This is a genomic window from Mycolicibacterium parafortuitum, assembly GCF_002086815.1.
GTDB classification, from domain to species: Bacteria; Actinomycetota; Actinomycetes; order Mycobacteriales; family Mycobacteriaceae; genus Mycobacterium; species Mycobacterium parafortuitum.
Genome location: NZ_MVID01000049.1, coordinates 1 through 15,427, shown reverse-complemented (window position 1 = coordinate 15,427; position 15,427 = coordinate 1). Strand labels below are relative to the sequence as shown.

General features: G+C 69.1%; 17 protein-coding genes. 12 read left to right on the top strand and 5 right to left on the bottom strand.

The genetic code is table 11. From position 1 onward, the window contains the following. The first annotated feature begins 122 nt into the window (after window positions 1–122). Window positions 123–737 carry a diacylglycerol-binding protein gene (locus BST38_RS28470; RefSeq protein WP_083146887.1) on the top strand — a complete coding sequence of 205 codons (615 nt, stop codon included), beginning with the start codon at window positions 123–125 and terminating at the stop codon, window positions 735–737. Here the strand turns inward: BST38_RS28470 and BST38_RS28465 are convergent. Then, complete coding sequence (locus BST38_RS28465) at window positions 712–1,854, bottom strand: acyl-CoA dehydrogenase family protein (protein ID WP_083146886.1); 1,143 nt, start codon at window positions 1,852–1,854, stop codon at window positions 712–714. The two genes, BST38_RS28470 and BST38_RS28465, sit on opposite strands and share 26 nt — an antisense overlap. Before the next feature lie 43 nt (window positions 1,855–1,897). Here BST38_RS28465 and BST38_RS28460 point away from each other — a divergent pair, with 43 nt between their 5' ends. After that, window positions 1,898–2,473, top strand: coding sequence for a TetR/AcrR family transcriptional regulator (locus tag BST38_RS28460; RefSeq protein WP_083146885.1), 576 nt, complete (start codon window positions 1,898–1,900; stop codon window positions 2,471–2,473). 9 nt (window positions 2,474–2,482) lie between these two features. On the opposite strand, the gene BST38_RS28455 is transcribed toward BST38_RS28460, so the two are convergent. The 3 genes from BST38_RS28455 to BST38_RS28445 are packed head-to-tail and all read right to left on the bottom strand — an operon-like array spanning window position 2,483 to window position 4,836. Beyond that, on the bottom strand, window positions 2,483–2,905 hold the full coding sequence (locus BST38_RS28455) for a PPOX class F420-dependent oxidoreductase (protein ID WP_083146884.1): 423 nt from the start codon (window positions 2,903–2,905) through the stop codon (window positions 2,483–2,485). Next, the gene (locus BST38_RS28450) at window positions 2,902–3,939 is read right to left on the bottom strand and encodes an LLM class F420-dependent oxidoreductase (protein ID WP_083146883.1); all 1,038 of its coding nucleotides are present in this window, start codon (window positions 3,937–3,939) and stop codon (window positions 2,902–2,904) included. Before BST38_RS28450 ends, BST38_RS28455 begins: the two co-directional genes overlap by 4 nt. Before the next feature lie 51 nt (window positions 3,940–3,990). Then, window positions 3,991–4,836 carry a dienelactone hydrolase family protein gene (locus BST38_RS28445; RefSeq protein ID WP_083146890.1) on the bottom strand — a complete coding sequence of 282 codons (846 nt, stop codon included), beginning with the start codon at window positions 4,834–4,836 and terminating at the stop codon, window positions 3,991–3,993. 56 nt (window positions 4,837–4,892) lie between these two features. Between BST38_RS28445 and glmS the strand changes: the two genes are divergently transcribed. Beyond that, a complete protein-coding gene (gene glmS, locus BST38_RS28440) occupies window positions 4,893–6,761 on the top strand; it encodes a glutamine--fructose-6-phosphate transaminase (isomerizing) (RefSeq protein ID WP_083146882.1) in 1,869 nt (622 codons plus the stop codon). 218 nt (window positions 6,762–6,979) lie between these two features. Then, window positions 6,980–7,336, top strand: a complete 357-nt coding sequence (locus BST38_RS28435) for an STAS domain-containing protein (protein ID WP_420872526.1) — start codon at window positions 6,980–6,982, stop codon at window positions 7,334–7,336. Here BST38_RS28435 and BST38_RS28430 read toward each other — a convergent pair. Further along, window positions 7,300–7,692 carry a nuclear transport factor 2 family protein gene (locus BST38_RS28430; protein ID WP_083146880.1) on the bottom strand — a complete coding sequence of 131 codons (393 nt, stop codon included), beginning with the start codon at window positions 7,690–7,692 and terminating at the stop codon, window positions 7,300–7,302. The two genes, BST38_RS28435 and BST38_RS28430, sit on opposite strands and share 37 nt — an antisense overlap. A 31-nt stretch (window positions 7,693–7,723) precedes the next feature. Between BST38_RS28430 and BST38_RS28425 the strand changes: the two genes are divergently transcribed. From BST38_RS28425 to tsaD, 8 genes are read left to right on the top strand one after another with little or no spacing between them, the layout of a single operon-like run. Further along, a complete protein-coding gene (locus BST38_RS28425; RefSeq protein ID WP_083146879.1) occupies window positions 7,724–9,136 on the top strand; it encodes an NAD(P)H-hydrate dehydratase in 1,413 nt (470 codons plus the stop codon). A 9-nt stretch (window positions 9,137–9,145) separates the two neighbouring features. Further along, window positions 9,146–10,540, top strand: a complete 1,395-nt coding sequence (gad, locus tag BST38_RS28420; protein WP_083146878.1) for a glutamate decarboxylase — start codon at window positions 9,146–9,148, stop codon at window positions 10,538–10,540. 50 nt (window positions 10,541–10,590) lie between these two features. Continuing rightward, a complete protein-coding gene (gene alr, locus BST38_RS28415) occupies window positions 10,591–11,721 on the top strand; it encodes an alanine racemase (protein ID WP_220182569.1) in 1,131 nt (376 codons plus the stop codon). Then, a complete protein-coding gene (locus tag BST38_RS28410; RefSeq protein WP_083146877.1) occupies window positions 11,718–12,806 on the top strand; it encodes an alpha/beta fold hydrolase in 1,089 nt (362 codons plus the stop codon). Before alr ends, BST38_RS28410 begins: the two co-directional genes overlap by 4 nt. Next, on the top strand, window positions 12,799–13,263 hold the full coding sequence (tsaE, locus tag BST38_RS28405; protein ID WP_083146876.1) for a tRNA (adenosine(37)-N6)-threonylcarbamoyltransferase complex ATPase subunit type 1 TsaE: 465 nt from the start codon (window positions 12,799–12,801) through the stop codon (window positions 13,261–13,263). The genes BST38_RS28410 and tsaE overlap by 8 nt, the downstream gene beginning before the upstream one ends. Beyond that, window positions 13,260–13,892 carry a tRNA (adenosine(37)-N6)-threonylcarbamoyltransferase complex dimerization subunit type 1 TsaB gene (gene tsaB / locus BST38_RS28400; RefSeq protein WP_083146889.1) on the top strand — a complete coding sequence of 211 codons (633 nt, stop codon included), beginning with the start codon at window positions 13,260–13,262 and terminating at the stop codon, window positions 13,890–13,892. The genes tsaE and tsaB overlap by 4 nt, the downstream gene beginning before the upstream one ends. Beyond that, window positions 13,889–14,341: a ribosomal protein S18-alanine N-acetyltransferase gene (gene rimI / locus BST38_RS28395; RefSeq protein ID WP_083146875.1), complete on the top strand. Its 453-nt coding sequence runs from the start codon at window positions 13,889–13,891 to the stop codon at window positions 14,339–14,341. Before tsaB ends, rimI begins: the two co-directional genes overlap by 4 nt. After that, window positions 14,338–15,360 (top strand): tRNA (adenosine(37)-N6)-threonylcarbamoyltransferase complex transferase subunit TsaD, encoded by a 1,023-nt coding sequence (tsaD, locus tag BST38_RS28390; RefSeq protein ID WP_083146874.1) that lies wholly within the window; start codon window positions 14,338–14,340, stop codon window positions 15,358–15,360. Before rimI ends, tsaD begins: the two co-directional genes overlap by 4 nt. Window positions 15,361–15,427 lie beyond the last annotated feature (67 nt).

Below are 15,427 nucleotides of genomic sequence, written 5' to 3'. Positions count from 1 at the left end.
CCACCGGAACCCCCGCCCCCGCCTCCACCCGCCGAGCCCGTCGCCGAACCGCAGACGCCGTGTGAGATCGCCGCCGGGGAGGTGCCGCAGGTCGGCGAGGCCGACGGGTAGCGTCACGCGATGTGAAGCTGCGTATCCCGGAAGCCTTGGCGCTGTTCCTGCTCGGAGCGGTCGCGGCGCTGATCGGTGACCACAGCCATGTCGCGACCGGCACCACCGTCTACTACACCGACGCCGTGCCGTTCATCTGGAGCAGCCCGCTCTGGTTCCCCGTGCTCGTCGGCGGCGCGACCGTGATCCTCGCCGAACTGCGGCTGCACTTCCCCGGGCTGCGCGACGGGGTCACTGCCCGGCAGGCGCTGGCCGGTGTCGCCGCCGTCGTGGGCCTGTACGTGACGACGGCGCTGACGCATACCGGTCCGGTCGTCCCCGTCACCGCGCTGATCGCGGCCGGGGCCGTCATCGTGTGGTGCGCGCTCGGTGACGGCCCGTCGGTGGCATGCGGCGCGGCGATCGCGGTGGTCGGCCCCGCGGTCGAGATCGCGCTGGTGCAGCTCGGCGTGTTCGCCTACAGCCCGGACGCGGATCAGCTGTTCGGCGTCGCGCCGTTCCTGGTGCCGCTCTACTTCGCGTTCGGTGTCGTCGCCGCGCTGATCGGGGAGCTCACCGTCGCCCGCAGGCCGCGGATCGCCGACCCGGTGTGCGACACGATCAACCGCGGGCCAGGTGCCGGCTGATCACCAGCCGCTGAATCTGGTTGGTGCCCTCGAAGATCTGGGTGATCTTGGCTTCGCGCATGTACCGCTCCACCCGGTAGTCGCGGGTGTATCCGGCGCCGCCCAGCACCTGCACGGCATCGGTGGTCACCTTCATCGCGGCGTCGGTGGCGACCAGTTTGGCCACCGACGCGTTGCGTGAGTACGGCAGACCCGCGTCGCGGCGCCGCGCCGCGTCGAGGTAGGTCGCGCGCGCGGAATCCACCGAGGCGGCCATATCGGCGAGCAGGAACGCCAGCCCCTGGTGGTCGATGATCTTGCGGCCGAAGGTGGTCCGCTCCTGGCTGTAGGCGACGGCTTGGTCGAGCGCGGCCTGGGCGAGCCCGACGGCGACGGCCGCGATCCCGAGCCGTCCGGAATCCAGTGCGCTGAACGCGATCTGAAGTCCCTGGCCTTCGGTGCCGATGCGCCGGTCGGCGTCGAGGAATGCGTCGTCGTAATGCGCCGCGGTGGTCGGGACCGCGTGCAGCCCCATCTTCTCCTCGGGCTTGCCGAACGTCAGACCTTCGGTGTCCTTGGGTACCAGGAAGCAGGAAATGCCTTGTGAGCCTTCGCCGGTGCGGGCGAACAGGTTGTAGAAGTCGGCGATGCCGCCGTGGGTGATCCACGCCTTGGATCCGGTGATGCGGTAGCCGCCGTCGACCGGGGTCGCCTTGCACGACAGCGCCGCCGCATCGGAACCGGCCTGCGGTTCGGACAGGCTGTAGGCGCCGATCGTCGACCCGCCCAGCATCTCGGGCAGCCAGCGTTGCTTCTGCTCGTCGGTGCCGAACGCCATCAGTGGATGACACGACAGGCTGTGCACGCTGACGGCCACCGCGACGGCCGCCCAGCGCGCGGCGAGTTCTTCGAGCACCTGCAGGTACACCTCGTAGGGCTGGCCGCCGCCGCCCCATTCCTCGGGATACGGCAGGCTCAGCAGCCCCGCCTCGCCGAGTGTCGCGAAGACCCCGTCGGGATACGTCTCGTCCTTCTCATGCTGGTCGACGATCGGGTCGAGCACCTTGTCCGCGATCTGGCGGGCCAGATCGACCAGATCGCGTGCGTCGTCGGACGGGAGAAGACGGTCCACAGCCATACGCCGCACAGTACTACAGGACTCTTTTCAGTACTATCGGCTCATGACCAGGCCCGCCTTCGCGACCGCACGGCAGACCGAACTGTTCGACGCGGTGGTGGCGCTGTTCCTGGCCGACGGCTTCGCGCACCTGACGCTCGACGAGATCGCCGCGCGGCTGCGGTGCTCGAAGTCCACGCTGTACGCGCTGGCCCCCAGTAAGGAGCAACTCGTGCAGGCCGCCACGGTGCACTTCTTCCGTACCGCGACCGATGCGGTGGAATCGCGGGTGAATGCGGTGTCGGGGGCGCGGGACCGGATCGCGGCGTATCTCGCCGCCGTGGGCGCCGCGCTGGACCCGGCCTCGGACCAGTTCATGGCCGACCTCGATGCGTTCGCACCGGCCCGGGCCATCTACGAGAGGAACACCCGGATCGCCGCGCGCAGGGTGCAGGAGTTGATCGCCGAAGGCGTTGCCGCCGGCGACTTCAGGGATGTGCACGCCGCATTCGCCGCCGACCTGGTGGCGGGGGTGATGGTGCGGATCCAGCAACGCACGGTGCGCGCCAACACCGGACTCGATGACGCGGATGCCTACCGCGAACTCGCCGCGATCCTCACCGGCGGCATCCAGGCCTGAGCGCCGGGATCAGTCGGCCAGGTTGAAAGCCTTGATCACCTTGGTCGGCGTGACCCGCACGACGAGTTCGCCCGGTACCCCGTTGCGGCGGCCGAACTCCTCGGCGCGGTCGGCGCCCATGTAGCGGCCACCGATCCGGGTGGCGGTGTCGAGTAGGTCGGCGGGATCCTCGCCGAGGGTTGCGATGCCCTGGATCTGGACGAACGAGTACGGCGGACGCTCGTCGTCGACGCAGACGACGAGCCGTGGGTCGCGGGCGAGGGCGCGGCCCTTGGCGGTGTCCTTGCCGGTGTTGAAGACGAGTTCCTGACCGTCGACGATGAACCAGACCGGTGCGACGAGCGGTCTGCCGTCGGCGGCGACGAAGCCTAACTTGGCCGTGCGGGTGCCTTCGGTGAGGAAAGCGATGACGTCGTCGGAAAGCTCCGTCATAGGAGCGACTGTAGCTCCTCGACGAACTTCACGCGCTCGGCGGCGTCGACGCCCATCGGGTGCAGCAGCATCGTGGTGACACCGGCCTCGGCGAATGCCGCGAGCCGTTCCTTGACATAGCCCTTGGGTCCGATCAGCGACACCTTGCGGACCAGGTCATCGGGCACCGCGTCGATCGCCTCGGCCTTCTTGCCGGCCAGGTAGAGGTCCTGGATGTGGTCGGCGACCTCGCCGAAGCCGTACCGGGTGGCGAGGTTGTGGTAGAAGTTCTTGCCCCGCGCGCCCATGCCGCCGATGTAGAGCGCCAATTGCGGTTTGGCCCAAGACAATCGGTCGTCGACGTCGTCACCGATCGCCAGCGTCGCGCTGACCATCACGTCCAGCGGGCCCAGTTCCGGGTCGCGGCGGGACGCGCCGGCGCGCAACGCGTCACCCCAGACGTCATCGGCCTTCTCGGGGTAGAAGAACACCGGCTGCCAGCCCTCGGCGATCTCGGCGGTGAGCTCGACGTTCTTCGGGCCCAGCGCGGCGATGGTGATCGGGATGCGTTCGCGCACAGGATGGTTGATCAGCTTCAAGGGCTTGCCGAGCCCGGTGCCGCGGTCGGCCGGCAGCGGCAGCTGGTAGTACTTGCCGTCATAGCTGACCCGCTCGCGGCGCCAGACCTGGCGGCAGATCTCGACGACCTCTCGGGTGCGGCCCAGCGGCGCGTCGAACGGAAGGCCGTGGAAGCCCTCGATGACCTGAGGTCCCGACGTGCCCAGTCCGAGCCGGAACCGGCCGTTGGACACGTAGTCGACGCCGGCCGCAGTCATCGCCATCAGCGCGGGGGTGCGGGTGTAGATCGGGACGACGCCGGTACCGAGCTCGATCCGCGACGTCCTGGCCGCCAGGAAGCCGAGCTGGCTGATCGCGTCGTAGGAGTAGGCCTCCGCGACCAGCGCGATGTCCACGCCGAGCTTCTCGCACTCGACGACCTCGTCGACCGCTTCCAGAAAACCGCCGGCGTAGCTGAGGAACATCCCGGTCCGCATCGAAGTCGTCACAGCACAGGTATAGCAGCCAACCGGTTGGTTGGGAAGCCGCTAGGGCTTCAGAAGAGCTATCACCTTGTTCTCCAGGTCCACCGGATCGCCGGCGAACGGATCCATCACCTCGGCCCTCGGTAGTTCGGCCTCGGGGTCGGCGAAGTCGCGGTAGGTCTTGTCGCCGGCGAGCAGGTTCAGCAGATATCCGGTCATCAGCGCGCGGACGATCTTCTGGGTACCGCGGTCCGCCCCGGGCAGGCCGACGACCTTGGCCAGCCCGCGTCCCTCGACCAGGCCGCCGGACTTGGTCTTCGACGTCGCGCGCAGGGTCGCGGACTTCCATGCCCGCGCCAACTCGACGGCGTTCGACCGCAGCGACATCGGATCCCCGGGATCGGTCAGGATCAGCCCCGGCACGGTCAGCCCGGCCGCCGGATCCTCCGCTGCCGGGCTGGAGATCGTCGGATAGGCGGCGATCACGGCCTTCGGCTTGACCGGCAGGCCCGCCGCCGCGAACACCGCCGCCGACGCGCCGAAACCGTGTCCGACCAGCCCCAGCTTGCCCGGATGCACGCTGAGGGCCCCGTCGCCCAGCCGTACGCCGGTGATGATGTCGAGCGTCGTGCCCAGGTCGAACGCCAGATTCAGCACCGAGGGGGCCAGGCCTGTCTCGGTGTTCGGAGCCGCGGCGACGATGCCCCAGGACGCCAGGTGCTCCAGCGTTCCGTGGTAGCGCCCGGCCGATGTGATCCAATCGTGAGCGAACGCCACACCGGGCAGATTCTTGCCTTCCGCGGGTGTGTAGACGACGCCCGGCTGCCCGGCAAAGGCCAGGTCACCGCGTAGAACGCGGTGCGGTCCGCGACGGGTCAACGCGGCAAAGAGCTTCTTCGTGCTGGCCACCTGATGACCGTAGCCCAACCGGGTTCGGGGCGTCCGCTGCCGTACCCTGGATGCCTATGTGTGGAATCGTCGGCTACGTCGGGCAGCGCCCTGCCTGCGACATCGTCGTCGACGCGCTTCGCCGGATGGAATACCGGGGGTACGACTCGTCCGGTGTCGCGCTACTCGACGGACATGGCGGCCTGACGGTCCGCCGCAAGGCGGGGCGACTGGCCAATCTGGAGGCGGCCCTGGCCGAGAGCGGGGCCGAGAGCCCTGCCGGTGCGACAGGGCTCGGACACACCCGTTGGGCGACCCACGGCAGGCCCACCGACCGCAACGCGCATCCGCACTGCGACGCGTCCGGCAAGATCGCCGTGGTCCACAACGGCATCATCGAGAACTTCGCGGCGCTGCGTGCCGAGCTGGAGGCCGACGGCGTCGAGTTCGCCAGCGACACCGACACCGAGGTCGCGGTGCACCTGGTGGCCCGCGAGTACGCCGCGGGCAGGACCGCGGGGGACTTCGCCGAGTCGGTGTTCGCGGTGCTGCCGCGGCTGGAGGGGCACTTCACGCTGGTGTTCGCCCACGCCGACGATCCCGGCACGATCGTGGCGGCCCGCCGCTCGACGCCGTTGGTCCTCGGCGTCGGCGACGGCGAGATGTTCGTCGGCTCGGACGTCGCGGCGTTCATCGAGCACACCCGCGACGCCGTCGAGCTCGGCCAGGATCAGGCCGTCGTGGTCACCGCGGACGGCTACCGCGTCACGGACTTCTACGGCAACGACGACTCCGCCAGTGCCCGCCCGTTCCACATCGACTGGGATCTGTCGGCCGCCGAGAAGGGCGGCTACGAGTACTTCATGCTCAAGGAGATCGCCGAGCAGCCCTCCGCGGTCTCCGACACCCTGCTCGGGCACTTCGTCAACAACCGGATCGTGCTCGACGAGCAGCGCCTGTCCGATCAGGAACTGCGCGACATCGACAAGGTCTTCGTGGTCGCGTGCGGCACCGCGTACCACTCCGGACTGCTGGCCAAGTACGCGATCGAGCACTGGACCCGGCTGCCCGTCGAGGTCGAGCTGGCCAGCGAGTTCCGCTACCGCGACCCGGTGCTGGACAGCCACACCCTCGTCGTCGCGATCTCGCAGTCCGGCGAGACCGCGGACACGCTGGAGGCGGTCCGGCACGCCAAGGAGCAGAAGGCCAAGGTGCTGGCCATCTGCAACACCAACGGCAGCCAGATCCCGCGCGAATGCGACGCGGTGCTCTACACGCGTGCCGGGCCGGAGATCGGCGTCGCGTCGACCAAGACGTTCCTGGCCCAGGTGGCCGCGAATTACCTTGTCGGGCTTGCGCTTGCGCAGGCTCGCGGTACCAAGTACCCGGATGAGGTGGCCCGCGAGTACCACGATCTGGAGGCCATGCCCGAGATGATCGCCCGGGTGCTGGCGTCGTCGGAGCCGGTGGTGCAACTGGCCAAGCAGTTCGCGTCGTCGCAGACGGTGCTGTTCCTGGGCCGACACGTCGGATATCCGGTGGCGCTCGAGGGCGCACTCAAGCTCAAAGAGCTGGCGTACATGCACGCCGAGGGCTTCGCGGCCGGCGAGCTCAAGCACGGTCCGATCGCGCTGATCGAGGACGATCTGCCGGTCATCGTGGTGATGCCGTCGCCGAAGAACTCCGCGACGCTGCACTCGAAGCTGCTGTCGAACATCCGCGAGATCCAGGCGCGCGGCGCGATCACGATCGTCATCGCCGAGGAAGGCGACGACACGGTGCGGCCCTACGCCGATCACCTGATCGAGATTCCTGCTGTGTCAACGCTTTTCCAGCCTCTGCTGTCGACCATCCCGATGCAGCTGTTCTCGGCGGGCGTGGCGCAGGCGCGCGGCTACGACGTGGACAAGCCGCGCAACCTGGCGAAGTCGGTCACCGTCGAATAATGCTAGGGCGGCTCACTTTTAGCCCACCTAGCAAAGAATTCTGGCGATCGGTGAAACGCTCGAGGTGGATTGCCCGATATACCGGGTAATTAACCGCTGTGCAGCAATGGCCAGCGCCGCCGTGCGACGTCGTCACGTCGCCGATCACCGAGCGGACTCGCGAACACGTACAGAAGCGTCTTGCTGCAGAAACAGGCCGGGGGACGGCAATGAACGCAATGGAACAGACGCGAAGCGGCAGGTTCACCGTGACGCCGCGCAGGGACGGGGAGATCCTGGTCCTGCACGCGCGCGGCGATCTGGATGTGCTGACTGCGCCCACGCTGAGCACCTACCTCGACATCGGTCTCGCCTCCGCGCCCTCGGTGGTGATCGTCGACATCACCGACGTGACGTTCCTGTCGTCGGCGGGCATCGGGCTGCTGGTCGAGACGCACCGGCTGACCGAGCGCGGCGGAATCTCCCTGCGTGTGGTCGCCGACGGACCCGCGACGAGCCGGCCGTTGCGGATGATGCGCATCGACGAGGTGATCGATCTCTATCCATCGCTGGCGGAGGCCACCGGCGACTGCTGATACAGCGCCAGTGACCAACCCTGCGCGGTGCGGTGATACACCGACGACATCGCGCCGACGAAGGGTTTGTCAGAGGGTTCGTCCGCGCCGTCCCGCCAGCCCGTACCGGTGTACACCAGCGCCGCGGTGTCGTCGTCGATCGGCACCACCCGGACGTCGCTGATCTCGTAGCGCGCCCACGGCGGTGACTGGCCGAGGGCGGACACGACGGTCTCGCGGTCCATCACCATGCCGTTGGCGAGCACCATGACCGCGTCGTCGGTCATCAGGCCGCCGTAGAACGTGTCGCCGGTGCCGTCGCACAGCGACTTCCAGCCGGCATGTTCGAGTTCGAGCAGTTCGTCACGCAGAGCCATGAGCACGGAGTACCCACGTACCGTTATCCGAATGCGGTACTTCTACAGCGCCGACGCGATCCGCGACGCCGAAGCGCCCCTGCTGGCCTCGCTACCCGACGGCGTGCTGATGCGCCGGGCCGCGTTCGGGCTGGCCACCGCGATCGCCGGAGAACTGGGCACCGTCTCGGGGAAGACGGTGTGCGCCGTCGTCGGCTCCGGGGACAACGGCGGCGACGCGCTCTGGGCGGCGACATTTCTCCGGCGCCGCGGGGCTGGTGCGTCCGCGGTGCTGCTGAACCCAGGACGGGCGCACCGGAAGGCGCTGGCCGCCTTCCGGCGTGCCGGCGGCCGAGTCGTCGAAACCGTGCCCGCAGCAACAGATCTGGTGATCGACGGGGTGGTCGGCATCTCCGGCTCGGGCCCGCTGCGACCCGATGCCGCCGCCGTCTTCAGCGCGGTGTCGGACGCCGGTATCCCGGTCGTGGCCGTGGATCTGCCCAGCGGCGTCGACGTCGCCACCGGTGCGGCGCCCGGCCCGCACGTCGAGCCCGCCCTGACCGTCACGTTCGGCGGGCTCAAGCCCGTCCACGCCTTCGGTCGCTGCGGCCGGACCGAACTCGTCGACATCGGCCTGAACCTCGCACCCAGCGACGTCTGTGCCCTCGACGCCGAGGACGTCGCCGCGTTGTGGCCGGTCCCGGGGCCGAAGGACGACAAGTACACCCAGGGGGTCACCGGCGTCATGGCCGGTTCGGCCATCTATCCCGGCGCGGCCATCCTGTGCACCGGTGCGGCCGTCGCCGCCACGTCCGGCATGGTCCGATACGCCGGAACCGCTGCCGCCGAGGTGGTTTCGCACTGGCCCGAGGTGATCGCCACATCGAGCCACGCGAGCGCCGGGCGGGTGCAGTCCTGGGTCGTCGGTCCCGGCTTCGGCACCGACGAGACGTCGGCCGCGGCGCTGGTGTTCGCGCTCGAAACCGCCCTACCCGTGATCGTCGACGCCGACGGGCTGACCATCCTGTCGGCCCATCCCGAGATCGTCCAGGGGCGCAGCGCCCCGACGGTGCTGACCCCGCACGCCGGCGAGTTCGCTCGGCTGGCCGGTTCACCGCCGGGCGACGACCGCATCGCCGACACCCGCCGGCTCGCCGACCGCCTCGGTGTCACCGTGCTGCTCAAAGGCAACGTCACCGTCGTCGCCGAACCGGACGGCGCCGTGCACCTCAACGTGGCAGGGAACGCGTGGGCGGCCACCGCAGGCTCCGGAGACGTGCTGTCCGGTGTGATCGGGGCGCTGCTGGCCGCCGGGGTCGCGCCGGGGGACGCCGCGGCCGCGGCGGCGTTCGTGCACTCCCGCGCCGCGGATCTGTCCGCGCGCGACCCCGGTCCGGCCGCCGCCCCGACATCGGCCTCGCGCATCCTGGCCCATCTGCGACCCGCGCTGGCCTCGATCCTCTAGAAAGGACACATGCCCAACGTTTCGCGTCATTCGTCGCTGACCCCTGCTTACACCGGCCGGCTGTCCGCCTCGCCCATCCCGGCGCTGCGGCTGCCCGACGAGTCGATGGAATCCGAGCTGACCTACCGCTACATCCACGACGAGCTGATGCTCGACGGCAGCTCGCGGCTGAATCTCGCGACGTTCGTGACGACGTGGATGGATCCCGAAGCGGGCCAGTTGATGTCGGAGACGTTCGACAAGAACATGATCGACAAGGACGAGTACCCGGTCACCGCGGCCATCGAGCAGCGCTGCGTGTGCATGGTGGCCGACCTGTTTCACGCCGAGAACCTGCGCGACGACGACCCGTCGACCGCGATCGGGGTTTCCACCGTGGGTTCCAGCGAGGCCGTGATGCTGGGCGGCCTGGCGATGAAGTGGCGCTGGCGGGAAAAGGTCGGCAAGAACTGGAAGACCAGGACCCCGAACCTGGTGATGGGGTCGAACGTGCAGGTGGTGTGGGAGAAGTTCTGCCGCTACTTCGACGTCGAGCCGCGCTATCTGCCGATGGAGGACGGCCGTTACGTCATCACCCCCGAACAGGTCGTCGACGCCGTCGACGAGGACACCATCGGTGTGGTCGCGATCCTCGGGACGACGTACACCGGTGAACTGGAGCCCGTCGGCGAGATCTGCGCGGCGCTCGACAAGCTGGCCGCCTCCGGCGGTCACGATGTTCCGGTGCACGTCGACGCGGCCAGCGGCGGGTTCGTGGTGCCGTTCCTGCACCCCGATGTGGTGTGGGACTTCCGCCTGCCCCGGGTGGTCTCCATCAACGTCAGTGGGCACAAGTACGGGCTGACCTACCCGGGCATCGGGTTCGTGGTGTGGCGCAATGCCGAGCACCTGCCCGAGGACCTGGTGTTCCGGGTCAACTATCTCGGTGGGGACATGCCGACGTTCACGCTGAACTTCTCCCGGCCCGGCAATCAGGTCGTCGGGCAGTACTACAACTTCCTGCGCCTCGGGCGGGACGGCTACACCCAGGTCATGCGGACGCTGTCGGAGACCGCGCAATGGCTGTCCCACGAGCTCGAGGGGATCACAGGACCCGACCGCAAGCCGCTGTTCGAGGTGATCACCGACGGATCGGCGATCCCGGTGGTCGCGTTCAAGCTGGTCGACGGCGTGAAGTTCACCGTGTTCGACATCTCGTCGCTGCTACGCAGCTACGGCTGGCAGGTGCCCGCCTACACGATGCCCGAGGACGCCACCGACGTCTCTGTCCTGCGCATTGTCGTGCGCGAGGGTTTCTCGGCCAACCTTGCCCGGGCGCTGCGCGACGACCTGGTGGAGGTGCTGGGCAAACTCGACAAGGTGGGCATCGGCGGGTTCTCCGACGAGGAGCATTTCGCCCACTGAACGTGCGCCTGGGACAATCGGGGGCGGTGACCACTACCGAGAACAGGCTCATGAACACACCCAGCGCGGTGATCGACCTCGACGCCATCGCCCACAACGTGGGCGTGGTGCGCGACAGCGCGGGTTCGGCCGCGGTGATGGCCGTCGTCAAGGCCGACGGTTACGGCCACGGCGCCGCCCCGGTGGCGCGGGCCGCGCTGGCCGCGGGGGCCGCCGCACTCGGGGTCGTCACGGTCGACGAGGCGCTCGCACTGCGCCGCGACGGGATCACGGCGCCGATCCTGTGCTGGCTGCATCCGCCGGGCACCGACTTCGCGCCCGCGCTGCAGGCCGACATCGAGGTCGCGGTGTCGTCCCTGCGCCAGCTGCGCGATCTGCTCGACGCCGCGGCACGCACCGGTCACACCGCGGTGGTCACCGTCAAAGCGGACACCGGTCTGAGTCGCAACGGCGTCAGCCCGGCCGACTACCCGGACGTCGTGGCCGCGCTGGTGCGCGCCCAGCGCGACGGTGCGGTGGCGGTGCGCGGCCTGATGTCGCACCTCGCACACGGGGACGTGCCGGATCATCCGTTCAACGACGAGCAGGCCCGCCGGTTGACTGAGATGGCCGCCACCGCCAAGGCCGCGGGTATCGGGTACGACGTTGTGCACCTGAGTAATTCGCCGGCCGCGTTGACCAGGCCGGATCTGGCGTTCGACATGGTGCGCCCCGGTATCGCGGTGTACGGGCAGACGCCGATCCCCGAGCGCGGTGACATGGGTCTGAGGCCGGCGATGACGCTGAAATGCCCTGTCGCCAAGGTCCGTTCGGTGCATGCCGGGGATGGGGTCTCGTACGGGCACACCTGGATCGCCGAGCGCGCCACCACGCTGGCGGTGATCCCCGCGGGCTACGCCGACGGGGTGTTCCGGCTGTTGAGCAACCGGTTCGAGGTGGCGATCAACGGCAGGCGTTACCCGAACGTCGGGCGGGTGTGCATGGACCAGTTCGTCGTGGACCTCGGACCTGGCGCGACGGACGTCTCCGAGGGCGACGACGCGATCCTGTTCGGGCCCGGTGCCGACGGTGAGCCGACCGCGCAGGATTGGGCGGATGTGTTGGGCACCATCAACTATGAGGTGGTGACGAGCCCGCGCGGACGGATCGTGCGCCGGTACGTCGGAGGTGGGCAGCCGTGAGCCGCGGCGCGGGATGGCTGGCCGGGGCGGCGGGTGTGGTAGCGGTCGGCTCAGCCGCCGGGGTGACCGCGGCGCGGTCGTTGCGGCGCAGGCTCACCGAGGACGACCCCTACCGGGACGAGGATTTCGAGCTGCTCGACGCCGACCGCAGCTGCGTGGTGACCACACCCGACGGGGTGCCGCTGGCGGTGCGCGAGGTGGGGCCGCAGGAGGCGCCGCTGACCGTGGTCTTCGCGCACGGGTTCTGTCTTCGGATGGGGTCGTTCCATTTCCAGCGCGCCCGCCTCACCGAGCAGTGGGGCGATCAGGTCCGCATGGTGTTCTACGACCAGCGCGGGCACGGTCAGTCGGGTGAGGCGCCACCGGAGACCTACACGGTCGAACAACTCGGCCAGGACCTGGAGAGCGTGCTCGCGGTGATGGCGCCGAAGGGTCCGGTGGTGCTGGTCGGCCACTCGATGGGCGGAATGACCGTGCTCTCGCATGCGCGGCAGTACCCGAAGCGCTACCCGACCCGTATCGTCGGCGCCGCACTCATCTCCTCGGCGGCCGAAGGTGTTTCGCGCTCCCCGCTGGGCGAGATCCTGAAGAACCCCGCGCTGGAGGCGGTGCGGTTCGGAGCCCGATACGCGCCGAGGATGATGCACCGGGGGCGTGGCGCGGCCCGCTCCGTCATCGGGCCGATCCTGCGCGCGGCGTCCTACGGGGACGAGAAGATCAGCCCGAGTGTGGTCGCGTTCTCCGAACGGATGATGCACGACACTCCGATCACCACGCTCGTCGAGTTCCTCCACGCCCTCGAGGTGCACGACGAGACCGCCGGGCTGGAGACGTTGAACAAGATTCCGACCATGGTGGCGTGCGGCGACCGCGACCTGCTGACACCGATGGAATACTCACAGGAGATGGCCGATGCGTTGGACAAGTGTGAACTCGTGATCGTCGGCGGCGCAGGACATCTCGTCCAACTGGAGCACCCCGACCTGATCGACGACGCGCTGGTGCGGTTGGTGGAGCGGGCGACGCCGTCGAAACTGGTCGCGCTGACCCGCCGGGTCAAAGAGCGGGTGCGGTCGAATGGCTGATCGCAGCGGCACCGCCGAACTGCTCACCCCCGAGGACACGATCGCGCTCGGCGACTCGTTGGGCCGGGAGCTGCGCGCCGGGGACGTCGTCGTGCTCTCAGGCCCGCTGGGCGCGGGGAAAACTGTGCTGGCCAAGGGGATCGCTCAGGCGCTCGACGTCGAGGGCCCGGTGGTCTCGCCGACGTTCGTGCTGGCGCGGGTGCATCGCGCCCGACGGGAGGGGGCACCGGCGATGGTGCACGTCGACCTGTACCGGCTGCTCGACGAGTCCTCGGTGGACCTGCTGGCCGAACTGGACTCACTTGATCTGGATACCGATCTGGACGACGCGGTCGTGGTCGTCGAATGGGGTGAGGGTGTGGCCGAGCGGCTGTCGGACAACCATCTCGACATCCGGCTGGAGCGCTGCGCCGACACGGACGCGCGCACCGCGATCTGGCAGTGGAGCCGGCCGTGACGCGGCTGGTGCTGGCGCTGGACACCGCGACGCCGGCGGTGACGGCAGGCGTGGTCCGCGTCGACGACGATGCACTCGCGGTGCTTGCCGAGCACGTCACGGTGGACGCGCGCGCCCACGCCGAACAGCTGACCCCGAACATCGTCGGGGCGCTGGGGGAGGCGGGTGTCGGGGTGGAGCAGCTCGACGCGGTGGTGGTCGGGTGCGGACCGGGCCCGTTCACCGGGTTGCGGGTCGGGATGGCGACGGCGGCGGCGTTCGGACATGCGCTGGGCCTTCCGGTGCACGGTGTGTGCAGCCTGGACGCCATCGCCGTGGGGACCACCGGTGACGTGCTGGTGGTGACCGATGCCCGTCGTCGCGAGGTGTACTGGGCGCGCTATCGGGACGGGCGCCGATTCGATGGGCCTGCGGTCAACGCGCCGGGCGATGTGCCCGCCGGGGCGGAAGCGGTCGCGGGATCGATCGACCACGCTGCGCTGTTCGACCTGCCGAGGCTGGCACCCGTCTACCCGACCACCGCGGGACTGGTTGCCGCCGTGGCGGATTGGTCCGCCGAGCCGGAGCCGCTCGTGCCGCTGTATCTGCGCCGTCCCGATGCGAAGCCGTCGCAGGCGGTGAAGCGGTGAATGTCGAGTACGGACCGCTGAGGCCGGCCGATGCGGCACGATGCGCGGAACTGGAATCCCAGCTGTTCGATGGGGACGATCCATGGCCGGAGCGGGCATTCCTGGCGGAACTCGCGGCGAAACACAACCACTATGTCGGCGCTCGGGTTGACGACAAGCTGGTGGGGTACGCGGGGATCGCGCGGTTGGGGCGATTCAAGCCGTACGAGTACGAGGTCCACACGATCGGTGTCGATCCGGCGTATCAGGGGCACGGGATCGGCAGGCAGCTGCTGCACCGACTGTTCGACTACGCCGACGGCGGCGCGATCTTCCTTGAGGTGCGGACCGACAACGCGGCGGCGATCGGGCTGTACGAGAGTGAAGGTTTCGAGAAAATGGGCGTTCGCAAGCGGTACTACCGGGTCAGCGGCGCGGATGCGTACACGATGAAGCGGGAGCGGCGATGATCATCCTTGCCATCGAGAGTTCCTGTGACGAAACGGGAGTCGGTATCGCCGAGTTGGGCGACGACGGTTCGGTGACGTTGCTGGCCGACGAGGTGGCGTCGAGTGTGGACGAACACGCGCGGTTCGGTGGTGTGGTTCCGGAGATCGCGTCGAGGGCGCACCTGGAGGCGTTGGGGCCGACGATGCGACGCGCGCTGGCCACGGCAGGAATCGAGAGGCCGGACGTGGTCGCGGCGACGATCGGGCCAGGCTTGGCCGGGGCGCTTCTGGTGGGAGTGGCTGCGGCGAAGGCCTATTCGGCGGCGTGGCAGGTGCCGTTCTACGCGGTGAACCATCTGGGCGGGCATCTGGCGGCCGACGTGTACGACCATGGGCCGCTGCCGGAGAGTATCGGGTTGCTGGTGTCGGGTGGGCACACGAACCTGCTGCATGTCCGGTCGCTGGGGGAGCCGATCGTGGAGTTGGGCTCGACGGTCGATGATGCGGCCGGTGAGGCGTACGACAAGATCGCGCGGCTGCTGGGGCTCGGTTATCCGGGCGGCCGGGTGCTGGATGAGCTGGCGCGCGAAGGGGATCCGAAGGCGATCGTGTTCCCGCGCGGGATGACGGGTCCGCGGGATGATCCGTACGCGTTCAGCTTCTCCGGGTTGAAGACGGCGGTGGCGCGGTATGTGGAAAGCCATCCGGAGGCGTCGCAGGCGGATGTCGCGGCGGGCTTCCAGGAGGCGGTGGCCGACGTGCTGACCGCGAAGGCGGTTCGGGCGGCGAAGGATCTGGACGTGTCGACGCTGTTGATCGCCGGTGGCGTGGCGGCGAATTCGCGGCTGAGAGAACTCGCGGAGCAGCGGTGCCAGGAGGCCGGGATGACGTTGCGGATTCCGCGGCCCCGGCTGTGCACCGACAACGGGGCGATGATCGCATCGTTCGCCGCACATCTGATCGCGGCCGGCGCCGCACCGTCCCCGTTGGACGCGGCAAGTGATCCCGGACTTCCGGTGGTGCAGGGCCAGGTTGCCTGAGCCGTCGGTCAGAACGGTGGTGGGTCGTTGCCGCGGGGTGTGTCGCCGCGGTGGTCGGCGTTGTGTT